This is a genomic window from Anaerohalosphaeraceae bacterium (assembly GCA_037479115.1).
Taxonomy (GTDB): domain Bacteria; phylum Planctomycetota; class Phycisphaerae; order Sedimentisphaerales; family Anaerohalosphaeraceae; genus JAHDQI01.
The window spans coordinates 41,224-59,488 of sequence record JBBFLK010000008.1; the positions used below are offsets into that span (position 1 = coordinate 41,224).

An 18,265-nucleotide genomic window follows, 5' to 3' on the forward strand; every position below is an offset into this window, starting at 1 on the left:
GATATCTCTTGAAAAGAGCGGTCTGCGTTTTTTTGTTTCCACTCCTTACAAGGACGCATCTATCCGCTCTCGTTCCGGCAGCTATGCGTCCATTTTGGTCACCCCCGGCCAAAATGGACTTTTTTCCGTATCGGTCTTTCCACACACAGGTTTTAACGTTTGTTCGAAAAACGAAACGGCCGAGCCGGTCAGTTCGCCTTCTTCAGCGATTCATTTTCCCTCCGACACAGAGATGTCGCATCCCCTTATATCACAGGCATTTGCAGATTTTTTAAAAAAATCTGTTCTGTCGGCACGGCCTTTGTATTTACTCCTGTCAGTTAAGTTCTCGAACGAAAAAAAGTAAAGACCTTACAAATGTACATTGTCGCCAAAGCAAATGTTTTAGCAATTGGAGTGCACAAGCGAATCGAATCCTTAAAAGAATTGCCGATTCGATTGATTTGTCTGAATCGCGGAAACGATGCAGTTCGCTCTTTGAAAAATGAAACGATTCACAGTGTAATCAGTCATTGGCACCTGAAGGATATGCCGGACGGGGCCTTTCTGAAAGGCCTCAAAAGCATCCGTCCCGACATGCCCACCATCGCCGTGATTGAATCCAACAATCCTCAGCAGGAGATTCAGGCCCGTTCGCTGGGCGTCTCGGCCGTGGTTACCGAGGATTGTTCGGAAGACCATTTCCGGCAGATCGTCTGCGGCGTGCTCGGACTGCGGGATGCCGCGGTGCTCGAGGATCTGTACGCTGTGAAAGAACTGTAGGAGAAAGAGCTGCTCCGCAAAACAACGGAGCAGAACGGCAGGAGTAAGCAAACGTCCGGTTTTCCGGACGAAGAGAATATCTTTCCTCCTCCTCCAAATGTCGGGCTTGCATGCCAACGAACGGTGGTCTAAGCCCGACACAAAAACAGCCGCGGGGCCCTGAGCCCCGCGAAACAATATCTTTCCTCCTCCTCCAAATGTCGGGCTTAGAGGCCAACGAACGGTGGTTTAAGCCCGACACGAAAACAGCCGCGGGGCCCTGAGCCCCGCGAAACAATATCTTTTCCTCCTCCTCCAGTTGGGTTCGCCAGCCGCCAACCCTGACGACTGCGAACCCGACATTATCAGCAAAGCAGACCCTCCGTCTTCTGAATATAGCAAAGGGCGCAAGTCCGTCGTTGTGAAGTGTGTGTTGCGTATGGAAGAGGCGGGACCGAGTTTTTCCCGCTAATCGGGCCTCAGACAGTCGCCGCTGTCTGAGGCCCGATTTTTTTCCGGCTTGCTATTCTCCCTGCTTCCTGCTACTCTTATTCGAAAGAAAACAGCGGTTCAAAAGGAAAATCCTATGAAACGTCCGATTTATTCAAACTTATGCAGGGGGGGAGTGCTCGCTGCGGTCCTCTTGGGTCTGAACGGCTGTGTCGAACGGCGTCTGACGATTCTGACGGACCCGCCGGATGCACTGGTGTGGCTCAATGATGAAGAAATCGGCCGAACTCCGGTCACCGTCGGCTTTAACTGGTACGGAGACTACAAAGTCCGCATTGAAAAAGAAGGATATGAAATCATCCGCACCAACAAGGCCCTGAAGCGTCCGCCGGAAGATTATTTCCCCCTCGATTTTCTGGCGGAAGTGCTCTGGCCCGGCACCATTCGGCGGGACTTTGCGTGGAGTTTTGCCCTTGAGCCCGCTGTCAACCCGACGGCCGAGCAGCTGCTTGAACAGGCGGATGCCTTTCGCCAGAGAGCCGGCCGCGACCTTCCCGCCGCCCCCTGAAACACCGGCCGTCAGAAAGAAATCCGATAGCCCTGGCCGTGAACGGTCTTGATCAGATTGCGGGCGGGCCCCAGTTTTTTGCGAAGAGCGGCCACGTGGACGTCCACAATCCGTTCGTTTTCCCCGGAGGAAGACGGGCCTGCCGCCTTCAAAAGTTCTTCCCGGCTTCGAACGGCCCCTTCCGCCCGGATAAGTTCTGTGAGGATGGCAAACTCGGCCGGCGTCAGGTCCACGGGCTTGCCTTCCACAAACACCTGCCGTCCCGACGGGAACACGCGGACCGACCCGACGGCAAGAATTTCCTGGACACTCGACGGAATCGGCCGGCTTCGGCGCAGAACAGCCTCCATCCGCGCCAGCAGCACCGGCATGCTGAACGGCTTGGTGATGTAGTCATCCGCCCCGACACTCAGCCCGACAATGATATCCGTCTCCGTATCCTTAGCGGTCAGCAGGATAATCGGGATGGAGGCGGTCTTTTCGCTGTTCTTCAGCCGGGCCGTCAGCTGAATGCCCGAAATATCCCCCAGCAGAATATCCAGCAGAATCAAATCCGGCGGTTCTTTTTCAATTTCACGGAGGGCTTCCTGTCCGCACAGTGCCGTGCGAACCTGATAGCCGTGCTGCTCCAGACTCATCTGCAGCAGGTCCAGCAGGTCCTGCTGATCATCCACAATCAAGATTCTTCGATTCATAGCGATTTATTGTAGGCGGATGTTTTGCGCTGTCTATAAAAAAAGCCGTTTCCTGTGAAACGGCTTGTATTCTTCTGACCCAACGGCCCTGTCAGCAGATAGCCCGCCAACTCTGATTGAGCTCCTCCAGAAGTGAAATCACTTCTTCGATCATTTTCGCGTCTTTTCGGATGTTGGCCTGCGTCAGATGACGCTGCATAAAATTGTAAAGGGCTCGAAGATTCTGAGCAATTTGACCGCCCTTTTCCATATCCAGCACGGTGTTCAGCTCAAACAGAATATCCTGGGCTTTGCCGATGTGCCTTCCTTTGGCTGCCATATCTCCCCGCCGCAAGTCCTCCAGGGCCTGACGGAGAAACTTAATTGCTCCGTCGTAAAGCATCACAATCAAACGCCCGCGGCTTTGGGTGCTGATGGCGGTTTCCTGATAGACATTGAATCCGTTCATAACCACACTCCGGACAATTTTCTTCCGGCCGCAACACCGGAGACTTCCCTTCCCTGACCGCCTTGTTAAAGATTCGGAAGACGGCCGCCGTTTCTCAGCGGCCGTCCTCCGGTTTTATCCTGAATCCTGTCAGAGGCGTTTACCGAAGCAGATTCAGCGCCATCTGAGGCATAGAATTGGCCTGAGCCAGCATCGCCACGCCGGCCTGCGCCAGCACCTGCTTGCGAGTCAGGGCCGCCATCTCCGTCGCCACATCGACATCCGAAATACGGGACTCGGACGCCATCATGTTTTCGGCCTGAATGTTGAGCACTTCGTTCGTGCTTTCCAGGCGGTTGATCATATAGCCCAGATAAGCGCGGGCACTGTCTTTCATCTCAATCGCCGCGGTGACCAGACTCAACGCTGCTTCTGCACTGCTTCCGGTTGTTCCGGCAATCGACACAGCGGAACTTCCGAACAGAGCGGACGTCTGCACATCCACTGAATTGACATCAATGTAGGAATTTTCACCGAAATGAATCCGAATAGCGGCGGAATTGTTCAGCATGTTGATGCTGTTGAAATTGGCCGTTTGGGCAATTCGGTCAATTTCCCGCATCATCTGCTGGAACTCGTTGTTCATAATGTTCCGCTGCTGTTCTGAATACGAGCCCGTAGCCGCCTGTTCGGCCAGCTCTTTCATTCGAATCAGCGCATTGTCAATGGTCGCCATCGCACCTTCCATCACCTGGAGCATACTGATGGCGTCCTGCGCATTTCGAGAGCCCTGCTTGATCACCGCAATGTCGGCCCGCATCAACTCACGGACCGCCAAACCTGCCGCATCATCCTTGGCACTGTTAATGCGCTGGCCGGACGACAACCGCTCAATCGACCGCGCCAACGAATCATAGCTCATGCCAAGCTGGCGGGCGGCATTTTCCGCCATAATGTTACTTTTGATTGACAGCATAGTCTGACTCCTTACAAAAAGAAGGTTTGCCTTTGCCCCTGTCAGGACATTTCCAAGGGACGTTTCCGCTTCGACTTTTCAAACATCAATTGCAGAGCCGCCGACTTCGAACAGCTCTGAAATCCATTACCATTATCGAACAGCAAAAACCCCACTTTAGAGGCCTAAACCCCCTATTTTGACACATTCCTGCGAAGGACCGATAGTGCTTTGGATGGCGAAGGTGAAAACCCAAATCAACGGAAGAAAAAAAATCTTCTCAAATGAATTTTTTTTGAAAAGAAATGTTTTCCTGTTCTGACTTTCGTTTATAGGACGTGGAAACTCCATTCAGGGTTTGAATCCAAACAGAGGATTGTCCGAAGAATTATCGGACGAACAAAAGGGGGCGTCAAAACGAAAATGATATTGCGTCTGAACCTGTTTTTCTTTCCGGCTCAGCTGAGTTTGGCAGTAAGGTCCCGAATCAGCCCCTGCAGCACACTGGGAGGAAGGTCGCTCAGTTCCGGTTCCGGGCGCTCCGCTCGGGCCATCGCCGCCAGAATCCGCAGCGTCATTTTCTTCATCGGTTTGAGGGCCAGAAATGTTTTGTCCGCAGAAGCCAGCTCTCCGTCCGCCATCTGCCGCAGATAAAGAATGACCTTCTTAATCACCTCGGTCTCATCCAGCTCCGCTGTCGAAACGGCCGTTTCCTCACTCGGCAGCCGGCTTTCATGCAGAATATGCTGTGTCAGGTTATGCGTCTCCCGCATCATTTCCTGGATGCGGCTTTCCTCCGCTTCATCAATCGGAGCCAGACGAAGCTCCTCCTCATCCTCCGACTTGGGCAGCGGAATATAGCACCGATGTCCGCAGTACGGACAGCTGCCCCACTTGCCTCCTGCCTGGTCCGGTGCTTTGATTTTTTTCTTGCACGATTCACAGTGAAAACTGATCGGCATACCAAACTCCCTTAGACATCCCTCTCGTTAAGCCCGTTTGCGGGTTCTTTTCCGAAATTCTGCCCGAACGTCCGTCGTAATCCCGCCCCGCGGAGTAAAGGAAGAAGTAATCCGCATCCATCGAGGAGCCGCCGCACCGGACAGGTCATCCAGAATCTCATTAGTCAAATGCTCATAAAAGACGCCCCGGCTGCGATAGCTCTGCAGATAGTACTTCAGACTTTTCAGTTCTATGCACTTGCGGTCAGGGATATATTCAATGAGGATCTGCCCAAAATCGGGCTGTCCGGTCTTCGGACATACACTCGTAAATTCCGGACAGCGGATGGTAATCACATAATCGCGTCGAGGATAGGGATTATCGAACAGTTCAATCGCAGGTTTTTCAACACTCATTTGGACTCCCGGCTGACAATCTGTTATACTGGGTATCTTAACAAAAACCATCTGGATTTCAAGATAAGACTATGAACCTGCAAAAAAAAGCCGTCGTTCTGCTCAGCGGAGGATTGGACTCGGCCACCACTCTGGCCATCGCCCGGCATCAGGGTTTCTGCTGTTATGCACTCAGTTTTCGCTACGGCCAACGGCATACGGTTGAAATCGAAGCCGCCGGCGCAATAGCCAAGGCCTTAGGGGCTCTCGAACATCGAATTATAACGATTGATTTGGCCTCGTTTGGCGGGTCCGCCTTAACAGACCCTGCTGTAGAGGTCCCGAAAACAGGACTAAATCTATCCTCAATCCCTGTCACGTATGTCCCAGTCCGAAATCTGATTTTTTTGTCGTACGCCCTTGCCTGGGCCGAAGTACTCAAGGCATTCCATATCTTTATTGGCGCCAATGCCGTCGATTACAGCGGCTATCCGGACTGTCGGCCGGAATTCTTCGAGGCATTCCAAAAAACAGCCAACCTTGCCGCCGCGGCCGCCGTCGAAGGCAAAGGAATCTTTCAAATCCATACCCCGATTATCCAGATGAGCAAAGCCGAAATCATCAAAACGGGACTCCAACTCGGCGTGGACTATTCCCTCACACACAGCTGCTATGACCCTTCGCCTGAGGGACTGGCCTGCGGTCTGTGCGATTCCTGTCGTCTGCGAAAAAAAGGATTTCAGGAAGCAGGCGTTCCGGACCCTACCAAATATGTTTCGTGAGAAATTATGGTAATCACCAAACATCTATCCATCAAAACAAACGGAAATACCCAGATTCTGGATACTACAGACCAGGTGCAGCAGGCCGTAAATGATTCCGGGCTCCTGTCCGGAATTGCCGTTCTGTTTGCCGTCGGTTCGACGGCGGGGCTTACCACGCTCGAGTATGAACCGGGTCTGGTTCAGACCGACATCAAAGCGGCCTTCGAACGAATCGCCCCCAAAAACGACATCTATGCCCACGAAGACACCTGGAATGACGACAACGGCCATTCCCATGTCCGCGCAGCGCTTCTGGGGCCTTCTCTGACTGTTCCCTTCACGGACGGGCGACTGACCCTCGGTACCTGGCAGCAGCTCGTCCTGATTGATTTTGATACACGGCCGAGAAACCGAACGATTGTCTGCCAGATTCTCGGGGAAAACGATTCAAAAAAAACGCCGGAATTGTAACGTTTGGGGCTCCGGAACGTATTACTGGGGGAAACAACAACCCAAACTCTTTGAAAGGAACCGCTTATGAAACGCTTGACTTTTCTTGTGTGTCTGAGTGCATCGGTTTTCAGTGCCGCGGCCGCCCCGCTGAACAGGAATTCCATCGGTGCCGATGCACGCTGGGTCCTGCACCTGGACCTGGATGCATTCCGGCAATCCAAACTGGGTTCCCTCATTCTGACCGACATCCAAACTCAATTCGGCGAAAAAATCCAGGCCCTCCAGGAGCTGATCGGCTCAAACGCCTTGACGGATTTCAGTCATTTCACAATCTATGGGCCGGACAATCAGGAGCAAAACGCCGTCCTGCTGGCGGAAGGCCGCTTCAGTCAGCAGAAACTGCTCGCCCTGCTGATGCTCAGTCCCCAGTACCAAAAAAGCACCTACGGCAATTACGTCCTGCATGAGTGGTTTGCCCAGCACCACGGAAAATACCAAATCGGCACCTTCGCCCGGGACAATCTGATTGCAATTTCTCAAAACCCGCAAGCCCTTCAGCAGGCCCTGGATGTTCTGGACGGCAAGCGCCCTCCGCTGACCCAGGCGCCCTGGCTGAGCGGGAATGGACGAGCCCCCGCGGCCCCGATTCTCCTCGGAGCCGCCTGCGGAGTCAGAGAGCTCACCGCCAACCAGCCCCAGGCAGCCCTGCTGGCCAACACCCAAACTCTCTTCCTGTCTGTCAGTGAAAACAGCGGCTCCTTCCAGATTCACGTTCTTCTCCAGACAGACAACCCTCAAACCGCTCTGCGGCTGGAACAGGCCGTTTTGGGAATGAAGGCGTTCCTTGCCTTAAGTCAGGCCCCCTCCGCATCCGCCGCCGGCAGTTCGAATCCCTCTCCTCTGGCTGCCCTGCTCGACAACTGCCGACTCATCCGAGAGGAGAATGCCGTCCTGCTTCAGATGGAAATGCCCTCGGAGTCTGTCTATCAGGTTCTGCAGCAATGGCATCAGGGCCGCGGCGGTGCCGCTCAGCCGAATCCGTAATTTTGTTCATCCGACAAAGAACTTCGGAATGCAGAAACGCCGAGACACTAATCCGACACAGGACAACGCCCGCCGAGAGGACCGTTTCCAAACTGCCGAAACGGCCTTCTCGGCCTTTGAACAGATTGTCCGGGATTACACTGCCCCGCTGATGCGGTTTATTTACAGCCGCGTGCGGTGTCCGGCCGATGCAGAAGACATTTGTCAGGAAACATTTCTGAAGGCCTATCGTTCGCGGAATTCTTTCGATGGGCAAAGTTCGCTGAAAACCTGGCTGTTTTCCATCGCCTATCACGAAACCGTCTCGTTTCTTCGAAAAAAGAAACTCCCGACCACCGGCACTTTCGGTCTGCTGTCTGCGAAAATCCCCCTTTCGGAACCCGAAAACCGGGACGAAGAAAACATCTGGCACTGGGCCCGGGAACTGCCCGCCGAACAGTACACCCTCCTGTGGCTGAAGTACAAAGAAGAACTCTCCACAGAGCAAATCGCTCGAATCCTCCGCAAAAGCCGGCTGAATACCCGCGTCATGCTGCATCGGGCCAGACGCCGACTGGCCGAACTCCTGCAGCGAAAACTCCACAGCCGTATGGAACCCTTCCCTGGTTCCGTTCCCAAACGTCTTGCCTGCAAATCAGGAGCAAGCCATGTTCTGCCGCATCATTAAAAAACAGATAAATCGTTTTCTGGATGAGCAAGTCCCTCTCTCCGCCGGGGTCCGCAAACATCTGGAACACTGCCCGTCTTGTCGGCTCTATTATGAAAATCTTCTTCGAGTTGAAACAAAACTCCGACGGGAAATGCCGGAGCAGCCCGATGTGGATATGTCCGCTCTTGAGCAAAGAATTCTCTCCAGAATCCGCGGCGAACCCGAGACGGTTCTTGTCCGGCCGCAAATACACCAGCGGCTGCGTGCGTTGACCCGCATCGCCGCCGTCGTACTGATTTCGGCCGCCCTCTTCGGTCTGTTCCGCAGTTTCAAAAGCCCTTCCGCCCGTCCGAATGTGCCGGCGGAAATCAATCCGCTCGGACGCGCCATTGCCTCCGATTTCTATGCCGTCCAGAACCGCCTGCTGGCCGACTCGCTTCAGCAGCCGTTCGAAACAGAAATGGACAACCTTGCCCGAGACATGCAGACGGCGGTTCGGTTTGTCGCCGCCTGCCTGCCGCAGCCCCCGTGGGGGCTGGAACTGCCCTGATTGCTACAGCAGCGGCGTCAGCGTCCGAACGATGCTCTCGCACAAATGACGCCCCAGGCCGGCCTTGGCGATTCCTTGCTGACAGCCCCCGAACAGCATCCGAATCCAGGTTTCAACCGCCTCAATCTCCGCCGGACTGTACACACACATCGCAATCTCATAATTAATCAGCAGACTTCGGTAGTCGATATTTGCCGACCCGAGGATGGCCATCTGACGGTCCATCAGCACCACCTTAGCGTGCAGCATCCCCGGCGTAAAGAAAAGGACCTTTCCCCCCGCCTGCTGAATCTCCCGAAGCGGAATCCCGCGTCCCCAGTCCGCCAGGAGATGATTGGAGCGGCGAGGCAGAATAATCCGCACATCAATGCCCCGCCGTGCGGCCAGCACCAAGGCCTGCGTGAGGGAGTCATCCGGCACGAAATACGGCGTGACCACCCAAAACCGCTCCTGCGCCGCATAAACCGCCGTCAGAATCGCATCATACAGCGCATCATTCGGCACATCCGGCCCGCTCGGAACCACTTGCACGACCGCCTGTCCAGTTCCCTTATCGGCCAATCGCTCCGGGCGGATTTCCGGGAGCTGCTGACCGCTGGCAAAATACCAGTCGTATCGGAAAACCTGCGTATAATGCCGCACGGCCGGTCCTTCGAGGGTAAACGCCAAATCCCGCCACCGCCCCTCATACGGCACCGGCCCCATATATTCCCGGCCGATATTCGTCCCCCCCGACAAAACCTTCTTTTCGTCCACGACAACGATTTTTCGGTGATTGCGGAGGTTCGCCCGTCCGCGAAACGGACGATGAAAGACCGGCATGAAATGAGCATACTGACCGCCCGATTCAACAAGAGGGCGGAGAAATCGTCCCCGCGTATGAAGACATCCCACCCCGTCCAGAAGCAGACACACCCGCACACCCGCTCGGGCCTTTTCGGAAAGAACCTCCAGCACCTCAATTCCGCGCTTGTCCTTTCGGAAAATAAAGGTGGCCAAATAGATGGATTCCTGGGCGGAATGCAGCATCTTCATCAATTCCAGATAGGTCTCTTCTCCCGTTCGGCACAGCACCAGATTATGCCCACCTTCGGCGGGCGGATGCCCATAGGAACGGAGCAGCCGCTCAATCGGCCCCAAATCCCGCTCTTCGCCCTTCTGCTGAATCAGCCCCAGCTCGCCCTTCTTGTCGGCCTCCCTGCGGATTTTTCGGCCTCCGAATATCAGATAAAGCGGAACACCAATATACGGAATCAGAATCACCGCCAAAAGCCACGCTATCGTTCCGGAAAAAGACCGCTTCTGCAGAAGGATATACGCCACCAGCAATACGCCCAGCAGAAAGCCGGCGATGGCAACGATATTGGTCAGAAGCCAGGCCCAAAAGGCATGCAGGATGTCTGTCATAATCTCCGCAGCTCCTTTCTCGATCCTTCCGAGAACAATAGACAGACCGCTCACTGAATATCAAAGGTGATGCTGTAGGCCTCTCCGTCAAACTTTGTATGAATCTTATAACCGGAATTGTAAAAAATCGTCAGCATCGCCTTGTTCATCGGCAGCACGGTTGCATAAAAACTCTTAACGCCGCGTTTGCGGGCAATTTGAACCAGATATTCCAGAAGCAGAGAGCCCATCCCCTTGTCCTGCCATTCATCCTGAACAATAAAGGCCACTTCCGCCGTCATTGTCTTGGGGTCCAGAAAATACTGGGCGATCGCCACAATCTCCTCCTGCCCCTCCGGCCCCGGCACCACCCCCACAATCGCCAGATTCTGCTCATAATCCACATTGGTCAGTTTCTGAACATCCTTATGAGGGAACGTCTTCGTATGGGTAAAGTACCGCTTCTTCACCGAATCCGGACTGAGCGAATACAGCATCTCCGACAAGGCACTCTCGTCGGTCGGCTTGACCGGACGCAGAAAGATTTCCGTTCCGTCTTTGAGCGTCTCATACTTTTCCAGCTCCTGCGGATACCGAACCTTGTCCCATTCAATCTCAATCTGGTCCGGAGAAATGTATTTGCGGGCCTTGGCCGCCTGAATCAGCTCTTTGCGGAATTTCGGATGGGCGATATTAATCAAAGCCAGCGCCCGCTCCCGGATGCTTTTGCCGTGCAGGTAGGCAATTCCGTATTCGGTCACCACATAATGCACATCTCCCCGCGTGGTCACAACTCCCGCCCCCTCCGTCAGCGCCGGCACGATACGGGAAACGGTGTCGTCTTTGGCCGTGGAGGGCATCGCAATAATCGGCTTGCCGCCCCGGCTGCGGGCGCAGCCCCGAATAAAATCCACCTGCCCGCCGATGCCGCTGTAAAACCGGTATCCCAGCGAATCCGCACAAACCTGACCGGTCAAATCAATCTCCAGCCCCACATTAATCCCGACCATCTTGTCATGCTGGGCAATCACAAACGGGTCGTTGACGTACTCCGTCGGATGAAACTCAAAAAACGGATTGTTGTTGATATAGTCGTAAAGCCGCTGAGAGCCCATACAGAAACTGGCCACCACCCGGCCGTTGTTGATGGTCTTTTTCGAACAGGTCACCGCACCGCATTCGATCAGCTCAATAATCCAGTCCCCGAACATCTCCGTATGAACGCCCAGCTCCTTCTTGTCGTGGAGAAATTCCGCCATCGCCTGAGGGATTCGACCGATGCCGCATTCAATCGTGCTGCCGTCTTCAATCAGCCGGCTCAGATTCTGCCCGATTTTCCGCAGCACCTCGTTGCTTGTCGGCGGCTCGACCGTGATAATCGGCTCATCATACGGCACCATCGCATCAATCGAGTTGACATGAATAAAACTGTTTCCCAGGGTGCGAGGCATATACCGATTGACCTGCGCAATCACATATTTGGCATTGGCCGCCGCCGACTTGACAATATCCACCGACACCCCCAGACTGCACAGCCCGTTGACATCCGGCTCCGTCACGGAAATCAGCGCCACATCCAGCGGGATTCCCCCGCTTTCAAACTGGCGGGGAATATCCGAAAGGAATATCGGCGTGTAATCTCCCACTCCTTCCTCCATCGCCCCGCGCACATTTTCCGCAATGAAAAAGGAATTCATCTTGAACTTCTCGCGGAATTTCGGCTCCACATAAGGTGCCGCGCCCATCGTTAGCAGGTGAATGATGTGCGCATCAAAAATATGGTCACCGTATTCCACCAGGGCCTGCACAAGATGCTGCGGCTGCCCGCAGCCGGTCCCGATAAAAATCCGGTCTCCCGGCTTAATCAGCTTCATTGCCTCGCGGGCCGTGCAGACCCGATTCGCATATTTCTGCTTCCAGTCAAAGGACGACATCGGAAGACCTCCCAAAAACTCAGGCGGATTTCAGCGTTTTTCAAGGGTCATCATTGCATCCACCGCAATCGGCGTGACCCCCTCTTTGCCGACCACGAACGGGTTGATGTCCATTTCCTTAATTTGGGGAAACTCCGTCACCAGCTGGCTCAGACGCTGCAGGGCCTCTGCAATGGCATCAATATCCACGCCCTCCTCGCCCCGAGCGCCTCGGAGGATATCGTACGTCTTGGTGCGGACCAGCATCTCCTTGGCCTCCTCGGCCGTCAGCGGCGCCGGATAAAACGCCACATCCTCCAGTACCTCCACCAGTTTGCCGCCCATCCCGAACATCATCAGCGGACCAAAACGAGGGTCCCGCGTCATCCCCAGAATCACCTCCTTGCCCGTGTTGCACATCTGCTCGACGCTGATGCCGAGAATATGGGCATGCGGGACCTTTTTGGGGATGCGGTACATCATCAAATCAAAAACATCCATCACCTCCTGCTCGCTGGTGATGTTGGTTTTTACCCCGCCGACTTCTGTTTTGTGAATGATATCCGGCGACCAGACCTTCAGAACCACCGGAAAACCGATTTGCCTGGCTATGCTCGCGGCCTGCTCCGGCGTCGTGGCGATTCCGCCGGCCGGTGTGACAAATCCGTACGCCTCCAGCACCTCCTTGGTTTCCATCTCCCCCACTTCCATCTGGCCCAGACGCAGATGCCGCTCAATAATCCGCTCCACCTTGCGGCGGTTTACATTAAACAGTTTTACCACCCGTTTCGGCCGATTCCGCCAGGCATGATACTGTGTCATGACTTTGAGCGTGCGAACGGCACTTTCCGGACAGTCGTACTGGGGAATATGCCCGTCCCGGAGAACCTTCAGCGCTTCGGCAACCCGGCTGGCCCCCAAAAAGCAGGCCAGCACCGGCTTATCCGGCTTCTCTCTGGCCACACGGACAATCGCTTCCGCCGTCGCCACACAGGCCGTCATCGCATGCGGACTGAGCAGCACCAGCGCACTGTCCACATTGGGGTCATCCAACACCGTCCGCAAAGCAAATTCGTACCGGTCCTCCAGCGCATCACCCAACAGGTCAATCGGATTGCGGATATTGGCCGCCCGGGCCATCTGCTGCGACTGCTCCAGAATCCGCATCGTCTGCTCTGTAAAAACCGCCAGCTGGAGTTCTTCCCGTTCTATGGCATCCGTGGCCATAATCCCCGCCCCGCCTGCATTGGCTATCACCGCCACCCGCGGTCCGGCCGGACAGGGTTCATACGCAAAGGCCTGCGCATAATAAAACTGATGTTTAATGGACTCACAGCGAATCACGCCCGCCCGCTCAAAGACACACTCATACGCCGTTTCCGCCTCCGCCAGACGTCCCGTATGCGACGAAGCCGCCCGAGCCCCGGCCTCTGTAAAGCCGGCTTTCAAAAGCAGAATCGGCTTGCGCCGGCTGATTCGCTCGGCCTGCTTGATGAATGCATCCCCATCCGATATCGTCTCCAGATATCCGGCAATCACCGCCGTCTCCGGGTCATCCCCCAGCGCCCGAATCAGCGTCAATTCATCCACATCCGCCTTGTTGCCGATGCTCACCAGTTTGCTGAAGCCCATCCCCCAGTTTCGAGCCATATCCACAAATGCGGCCATCAGCGAACCGGACTGGGAAAAATAGGCCACATTGCCCGGCTCCGGAAGCTCCCCGCCGAAACTGGCATTGATTTTCCGGGACGGCACCATAATCCCGATGCAGTTGGGACCAATGATGCGGATGCCGGCAGCCCGCGCCATTTGCAGAATCTCCTGCTCCAGACGGGCTCCCTCCGGTCCGGTTTCTTTAAAACCGGATGAAATGATGATAACTGCCTGAACCCCGATTTCCGCACACTCCTTGATGACCTGCGGAACCAGTTTGGCCGCCACCGCCACCACCACCAAATCCGGAACAGAACCGATGGCCTTCAAACTCGGATAACACGGCACTCCCCCGATTTCCGAAGCGTTCGGATTGACCGGATAAAGAGCCCCGGGATACCCCGCTTTCTGCATTGCGGCAAACAGTTCATAGCCCACCTTGCCCGGTTCCCTCGATGCCCCCACGATGGCTATAGAACGGGGCTCAAAAAAACGCTCCAAACCCGTCATGAACGATTACCCTTCAAAAGGGGACTTGTTCAAACCCGTTTCGGCCCTTTCTCCGCCTCCGCTCCGGCCGCAGAACCAACCGGAGCAGAAATTCGCTTGAATTTTGCTCCGTAGTTATAATCGGACTTGCCGAATCTGTAAAGGGATTTCCCCCGTTTCGGTCGGGAATCCTACTCATCCGGAAATCTTGATTGAAATGCTTGCTTTTTTCTTCGCAAACGGCTATAAGAGAGTCCTTGTCGCCGAAGTAGCTCAACGGTAGAGCACGGCTTTCGTAAAGCCGGGGTTGTGGGTTCAAATCCCATCTTCGGCTTGAAATAAGAGCACCGAGCGCAGGCCGAACATCTCCGGAAATATTTTCCTGCGGTCAGCGGCAAATTGGGCTTGCTGAAACTCTGTTCCTTTGATACAGTGCGAACCTTCCGACAAAGGGCGATTAGCTCAGCTGGTAGAGCAGCTGACTCTTAATCAGCGGGTCCCAGGTTCGAATCCTGGATCGCCCATTAACACATAAGGCCTTGCAAGATAAACACTTGCAAGGCCTTTTTTGTTGTGCTTTTACACAAGATAGCGGCTGTCCGTCTCCTGGAACGGCCGAATCTTTTTGGCCATCTCTTCGTATCCCGATCGTCCCATCAGCGCAAAGGTGGCCTCTTTGCCCAATTCCACGGCGGGCTGGTCATAAGCGTTAATATGGAAAAGCATACCGGCCAGCGAAGTTGTCACCTCATAGAGATAGAAAAACTGCCCAACTGTTTCAGGACATACTGAATCGAAAAACACTGTTAAGCATGGCCTCTTGTCCTGAATCAGTGCATATTCCGTCGCCAATTTTTCGCTGTTCAGCAGTTTGGCCATACTGGCCCGTGCCAGATATCCCAGCTCCGGGGCCTCCGGCGGGCAGTCCCCCATCACCACATCCCGCTGAAACTGCTTGACCTGCAGGAAAGTGAACACCTTATCATTCGGCCCTTCCCGGTACAGCTGCACCTGACTGTGCTGGTCCGTCGTCCCCAGAGCATTGACCGGAGTCGGCCCGACAAAAACCGCCCGGCCGTCCAAATCCGTCTTCTTGCCCAGACTTTCCGCCCAAAGCTGACGATACCAGTCCGAAAGGTCCTTGAGGGCATGGCAGTACGGCATCATCACCGAAATCCGCTTGCCTCGTTGGTAATAATGCCACTGAATTGCCGCATTCAGGGCCGCCGGATTCGCGAAAAAGTCCGTGCGGCTGACTCGCTCATCCATCTGACGGGCCCCCTCCAGCAGTGCCTCGATATCAATTCCGCAAACCGCCGCACTCAAAAGGCCGACCGGGCTGAGCACGCTGAACCGCCCGCCCACCCCGTCCGGCACCTCCAGCGCCCGGAAGCCGGCCTTGTCTGTAATGGCCCGCAGCGTTCCCTTCTTCGGGTCGGTCGTGGCAACGATTTGCTTTTTGTACCCTTCCGGCCCCAGACGCTCCAAAAGCATCTGCCGAATCACGAGAAACTGCGCCGCCGTCTCCGCTGTCTGACCGGATTTGCTGATGACGTTAAAGACGGTCTTATTCAGCTGGTCTCCAATCCAGTCCAGAAAGCTGCCGAACTGAACCGGGTCCACATTATCAAATACGAACAGACGCGGCCCTTTGCGCTGTTTAGGGTCCAAATTGTACAGATACGGATTCAGCGCCGTCTGGAGGGCAATATTGCCCAGCGCCGAGCCGCCGATTCCCAGCACGACAAAATTTTCGCATTCCTGCTGAAGCCGGGCCGCCAGCTCCCTGACCTCTTTGGGATACCGGGGATGATACGGCAGGTCCCGATAGGGCGTCTTGCCGCTTTTGCGCTCCTGATTGAGCCGCTCAATCAGCGGCGTCGTCTTTTTCTCCAGCTCCGCAAACTGACCGGAGGTAATTCCGTGCTCCGGCCCCAAAATGTCCTCACAAACATTCTTGTAGTAAAAATGGATATTCTTCGCACTCACAGTTCATCCCTTTAAAAACAGACCGTTTATCGAACTTTCACAAGCGACGCGTATTTGAGCATCAGAGACTTGGTCGCCCCCGAATCAAAACGCACCACAACGATGCTGTCCTCGCCCAGGTCCAGAAATTCCTTCACGCTGCCCCGACCGAACTTGGAATGCTCCACCCGTTCATTAACGGCAAATTTCGGCGCCGTTTTTTCCGGTCGGCTCTTCGGCGCTTTGGAGAGGCCGAAAGTTCCTTCCCAGTCCTCCGAGCGGTCCCGAACCTCTGTTTCCCCGGCAAAACCGATTTCATACAGAAACGGCGAAGGAACCGACCGCAGAAACTGCCCTCGCAAAAGCCGATGGCGGGCGTAACTGATGGTCAGCCGGTCCTTGGCCCGCGTCATCCCGACAAAAAACAGCCGCCGCTCCTCCTCCATCTCATCCGGCCCGCCTTCCAGCGAACGCTCATGCGGCAGCATCCCTTCCTCCAGACCGATGATAAACACACAGGAAAACTCCAGTCCTTTGGCGGCATGCAGCGTCATCAGGGACACCCGTCCGGCATTCGGGTCAAACGCATCGGTATCGCTGTACAGGGCGATGCTCTGGAGAAAATCGGCCAGCGACGGATTTTCCGCCGTGCGGTCATACTCGGCCGCCGCATTAATCAGCTCGTCGATATTCTCAATCGCCTCCTCATCCCCCGCCTCCTCATACGCCTCCGACAGACCGCTTTCCGTGAACACAAGGTTCATAATTTCCGACGCCTCCTGGTCCAGCTCTTTCCGAAACCGTTCAAAAAGAGCGGCAAACTCCATAAGCCGTTTGCGCGTGCCGGAGGCAATCGTCTCAATGCGTCCGGCCTGTCCGGCCGCCGCCAAAAGCGGCAGACGATTCCGGGAGGCATATTCCTGCAGACGCTCAATCGTCTTGTCCCCGATTCCGCGGCTGTGCGTGGAGACCGCCCGCACAAACGCCACATCATCCGACGGATTGACAATCAGCTTCAGATAACTGAGAAAATCCTTCACTTCCTTTCGGGCATAAAACTCCACCCCCCGCACCACCTGATAGGGAATCCGCCGGCGGATAAACGCCTCCTCTACGGAGCGGCTCATCGCATTCACCCGGTAAAAGACCGCAATTTCCTGCGGATTAACCCCCTGATTGAGCAGACCGGAAACATCCGCGGCCACCTGCTCCGCCTCATCCTGTTCATCCTCGCAGACCCGAATCACCACGTCCTCCCCTTCCGGACGAGTCGGAATCAGCGTTTTGGCCTTCCGTTTCTTGTTGCCCGCAATCAGCCGGTCCGCTCGGCGCAGAATATTCGGCGTCGAACGGAAGTTTTCCTCCAGCTTAATCACCGCCGCATTCGGCCAGTCCCGCTCAAACGCCAGAATGTTGCCGATATCCGCCCCCCGCCAGCGGTAAATCGACTGGTCCGGGTCCCCTGTCACGCAGATATTTCCGTGTCCGGCGGCCAGCCCGCGGGCTATCTGATACTGGGCATGGTTGGTATCCTGATACTCGTCAATCAGCAGATAGCGAAACCGGTCCGACAGCTCCCGGCGAATCTCGGGAAAGTTCCGCATCAGCAGGGCCGTCTGCACGAGCAAATCATCAAAATCGAGGGCCTGGTTGCGGCGCAGAATCTCCTGATATTTTCGATAAATCGAGGCGACCGTCTGCCCGAAAAAGTCGTTCACGCGGGCCGCAAACGCCTCCTCATCCTCCAGGTCGTTCTTCAGCCGGGAAATGATGGACAGCATCCGCGACGGGGAGAAATTCGACGAGGAAATCTGACAGGCCGCCACCGCCTCTTTCATACAGCGAAGCTGGTCGGATTCATCATAAATACTGAAGGTCGGCTCAATCCCCGCCGCCTGCCCGTACCGCCGAAGAATCCGCACACACAGCGAATGAAAGGTGCTCAGATGGCTGCCCGCCGGCACGCCCATCGACAGCACACGCTGCCGCATCTCCTGGGCCGCTTTGTTGGTAAACGTAATCGCACAAATCTGCGACGGACGCACGCCGCCGTGAATCAGCATCGCTATCCGGCAGGTAATCACCCGCGTCTTGCCGCTGCCCGGCCCCGCCAAAACCAGCAAAGGCCCTTCCCGATGCAGCACCGCCCGCCGCTGCGATTCCGTCAACCCTTCCAGTATCTGTTCCGAATTCATTCCCTACCCGCAGACTCAGACCGCATTC

Annotated in this window: 17 protein-coding genes and 2 tRNA genes; 9 read left to right on the top strand and 10 right to left on the bottom strand. The window is 55.3% G+C overall.

Features of this window, described 5'->3' with window-relative positions; translation table 11 throughout:
* The first annotated feature begins 357 nt into the window (after positions 1–357).
* Together WHS88_05515 and WHS88_05520 are read left to right on the top strand one after the other, a co-directional pair.
* On the top strand, positions 358–762 hold the full coding sequence (locus WHS88_05515) for a hypothetical protein (protein ID MEJ5259631.1): 405 nt from the start codon (positions 358–360) through the stop codon (positions 760–762).
* A 565-nt stretch (positions 763–1,327) separates the two neighbouring features.
* Positions 1,328–1,759: a PEGA domain-containing protein gene (locus tag WHS88_05520; protein MEJ5259632.1), complete on the top strand. Its 432-nt coding sequence runs from the start codon at positions 1,328–1,330 to the stop codon at positions 1,757–1,759.
* An 11-nt stretch (positions 1,760–1,770) separates the two neighbouring features.
* Here the strand turns inward: WHS88_05520 and WHS88_05525 are convergent, their stop codons facing one another.
* From WHS88_05525 to queF, 5 genes are all read right to left on the bottom strand, one after another.
* A complete protein-coding gene (locus WHS88_05525) occupies positions 1,771–2,454 on the bottom strand; it encodes a response regulator (GenBank protein ID MEJ5259633.1) in 684 nt (227 codons plus the stop codon).
* Between the two features lie 91 nt (positions 2,455–2,545).
* Entirely contained in the window at positions 2,546–2,902 is a 357-nt protein-coding gene (gene fliS, locus WHS88_05530) for a flagellar export chaperone FliS (protein MEJ5259634.1), read from the bottom strand.
* A 139-nt stretch (positions 2,903–3,041) separates the two neighbouring features.
* Positions 3,042–3,857 carry a flagellin gene (locus WHS88_05535; protein ID MEJ5259635.1) on the bottom strand — a complete coding sequence of 272 codons (816 nt, stop codon included), beginning with the start codon at positions 3,855–3,857 and terminating at the stop codon, positions 3,042–3,044.
* Positions 3,858–4,294: 437 nt separating this feature from the next.
* A complete protein-coding gene (locus WHS88_05540) occupies positions 4,295–4,798 on the bottom strand; it encodes a hypothetical protein (protein MEJ5259636.1) in 504 nt (167 codons plus the stop codon).
* Positions 4,799–4,825: 27 nt separating this feature from the next.
* Positions 4,826–5,194: a preQ(1) synthase gene (gene queF / locus WHS88_05545; protein ID MEJ5259637.1), complete on the bottom strand. Its 369-nt coding sequence runs from the start codon at positions 5,192–5,194 to the stop codon at positions 4,826–4,828.
* 71 nt (positions 5,195–5,265) lie between these two features.
* On the opposite strand from queF, the gene queC reads away from it, so the two are divergent.
* The 5 genes from queC (at position 5,266) to WHS88_05570 (ending at position 8,633) form a co-directional block, all read left to right on the top strand.
* The gene (gene queC, locus WHS88_05550) at positions 5,266–5,955 is read left to right on the top strand and encodes a 7-cyano-7-deazaguanine synthase QueC (GenBank protein ID MEJ5259638.1); all 690 of its coding nucleotides are present in this window, start codon (positions 5,266–5,268) and stop codon (positions 5,953–5,955) included.
* 6 nt (positions 5,956–5,961) lie between these two features.
* Positions 5,962–6,408, top strand: coding sequence for a secondary thiamine-phosphate synthase enzyme YjbQ (locus WHS88_05555; protein MEJ5259639.1), 447 nt, complete (start codon positions 5,962–5,964; stop codon positions 6,406–6,408).
* Between the two features lie 66 nt (positions 6,409–6,474).
* Entirely contained in the window at positions 6,475–7,434 is a 960-nt protein-coding gene (locus tag WHS88_05560) for a hypothetical protein (protein MEJ5259640.1), read from the top strand.
* A 28-nt stretch (positions 7,435–7,462) separates the two neighbouring features.
* A complete protein-coding gene (locus WHS88_05565) occupies positions 7,463–8,101 on the top strand; it encodes a sigma-70 family RNA polymerase sigma factor (protein MEJ5259641.1) in 639 nt (212 codons plus the stop codon).
* A complete protein-coding gene (locus WHS88_05570) occupies positions 8,082–8,633 on the top strand; it encodes a hypothetical protein (GenBank protein ID MEJ5259642.1) in 552 nt (183 codons plus the stop codon). Before WHS88_05565 ends, WHS88_05570 begins: the two co-directional genes overlap by 20 nt.
* 3 nt (positions 8,634–8,636) lie before the next feature.
* Here WHS88_05570 and WHS88_05575 read toward each other — a convergent pair whose 3' ends face one another.
* The 3 genes from WHS88_05575 to WHS88_05585 are packed head-to-tail and all read right to left on the bottom strand — an operon-like array spanning position 8,637 to position 14,095.
* Positions 8,637–10,040, bottom strand: a complete 1,404-nt coding sequence (locus WHS88_05575; GenBank protein MEJ5259643.1) for a phospholipase D-like domain-containing protein — start codon at positions 10,038–10,040, stop codon at positions 8,637–8,639.
* A gap of 50 nt (positions 10,041–10,090) precedes the next feature.
* Entirely contained in the window at positions 10,091–11,953 is a 1,863-nt protein-coding gene (locus WHS88_05580; GenBank protein MEJ5259644.1) for a GNAT family N-acetyltransferase, read from the bottom strand.
* A gap of 30 nt (positions 11,954–11,983) precedes the next feature.
* A complete protein-coding gene (locus WHS88_05585) occupies positions 11,984–14,095 on the bottom strand; it encodes an acetate--CoA ligase family protein (GenBank protein MEJ5259645.1) in 2,112 nt (703 codons plus the stop codon).
* Positions 14,096–14,336: 241 nt separating this feature from the next.
* On the opposite strand from WHS88_05585, the gene WHS88_05590 reads away from it, so the two are divergent.
* Positions 14,337–14,408, top strand: a tRNA-Thr gene (locus WHS88_05590).
* A gap of 117 nt (positions 14,409–14,525) precedes the next feature.
* A tRNA-Lys gene (locus WHS88_05595) sits at positions 14,526–14,598 on the top strand.
* A 55-nt stretch (positions 14,599–14,653) separates the two neighbouring features.
* On the opposite strand, the gene WHS88_05600 is transcribed toward WHS88_05595, so the two are convergent.
* Both WHS88_05600 and WHS88_05605 read right to left on the bottom strand, forming a co-directional pair.
* A complete protein-coding gene (locus tag WHS88_05600; GenBank protein MEJ5259646.1) occupies positions 14,654–16,063 on the bottom strand; it encodes a glucose-6-phosphate isomerase in 1,410 nt (469 codons plus the stop codon).
* Between the two features lie 26 nt (positions 16,064–16,089).
* Entirely contained in the window at positions 16,090–18,237 is a 2,148-nt protein-coding gene (locus WHS88_05605; GenBank protein MEJ5259647.1) for a UvrD-helicase domain-containing protein, read from the bottom strand.
* Positions 18,238–18,265 lie beyond the last annotated feature (28 nt).

Bases quoted from the DNA above. Each gene is read 5' to 3' on its own strand.
- WHS88_05555 (MEJ5259639.1), top strand. From the start codon at position 5,962: ATGGTAATCACCAAACATCTATCCATCAAAACAAACGGAAATACCCAG.
- WHS88_05565 (MEJ5259641.1), top strand. From the start codon at position 7,463: ATGCAGAAACGCCGAGACACTAATCCGACACAGGACAACGCCCGCCGA.
- WHS88_05580 (MEJ5259644.1), bottom strand. From the start codon at position 11,953: ATGTCGTCCTTTGACTGGAAGCAGAAATATGCGAATCGGGTCTGCACG.
- WHS88_05520 (MEJ5259632.1), top strand. From the start codon at position 1,328: ATGAAACGTCCGATTTATTCAAACTTATGCAGGGGGGGAGTGCTCGCT.
- WHS88_05560 (MEJ5259640.1), top strand. From the start codon at position 6,475: ATGAAACGCTTGACTTTTCTTGTGTGTCTGAGTGCATCGGTTTTCAGT.
- queF (MEJ5259637.1), bottom strand. From the start codon at position 5,194: ATGAGTGTTGAAAAACCTGCGATTGAACTGTTCGATAATCCCTATCCT.
- WHS88_05605 (MEJ5259647.1), bottom strand. From the start codon at position 18,237: ATGAATTCGGAACAGATACTGGAAGGGTTGACGGAATCGCAGCGGCGG.
- WHS88_05585 (MEJ5259645.1), bottom strand. From the start codon at position 14,095: ATGACGGGTTTGGAGCGTTTTTTTGAGCCCCGTTCTATAGCCATCGTG.
- queC (MEJ5259638.1), top strand. From the start codon at position 5,266: ATGAACCTGCAAAAAAAAGCCGTCGTTCTGCTCAGCGGAGGATTGGAC.
- WHS88_05570 (MEJ5259642.1), top strand. From the start codon at position 8,082: ATGTTCTGCCGCATCATTAAAAAACAGATAAATCGTTTTCTGGATGAG.
- WHS88_05535 (MEJ5259635.1), bottom strand. From the start codon at position 3,857: ATGCTGTCAATCAAAAGTAACATTATGGCGGAAAATGCCGCCCGCCAG.
- WHS88_05525 (MEJ5259633.1), bottom strand. From the start codon at position 2,454: ATGAATCGAAGAATCTTGATTGTGGATGATCAGCAGGACCTGCTGGAC.
- fliS (MEJ5259634.1), bottom strand. From the start codon at position 2,902: ATGAACGGATTCAATGTCTATCAGGAAACCGCCATCAGCACCCAAAGC.
- WHS88_05575 (MEJ5259643.1), bottom strand. From the start codon at position 10,040: ATGACAGACATCCTGCATGCCTTTTGGGCCTGGCTTCTGACCAATATC.
- WHS88_05540 (MEJ5259636.1), bottom strand. From the start codon at position 4,798: ATGCCGATCAGTTTTCACTGTGAATCGTGCAAGAAAAAAATCAAAGCA.
- WHS88_05515 (MEJ5259631.1), top strand. From the start codon at position 358: ATGTACATTGTCGCCAAAGCAAATGTTTTAGCAATTGGAGTGCACAAG.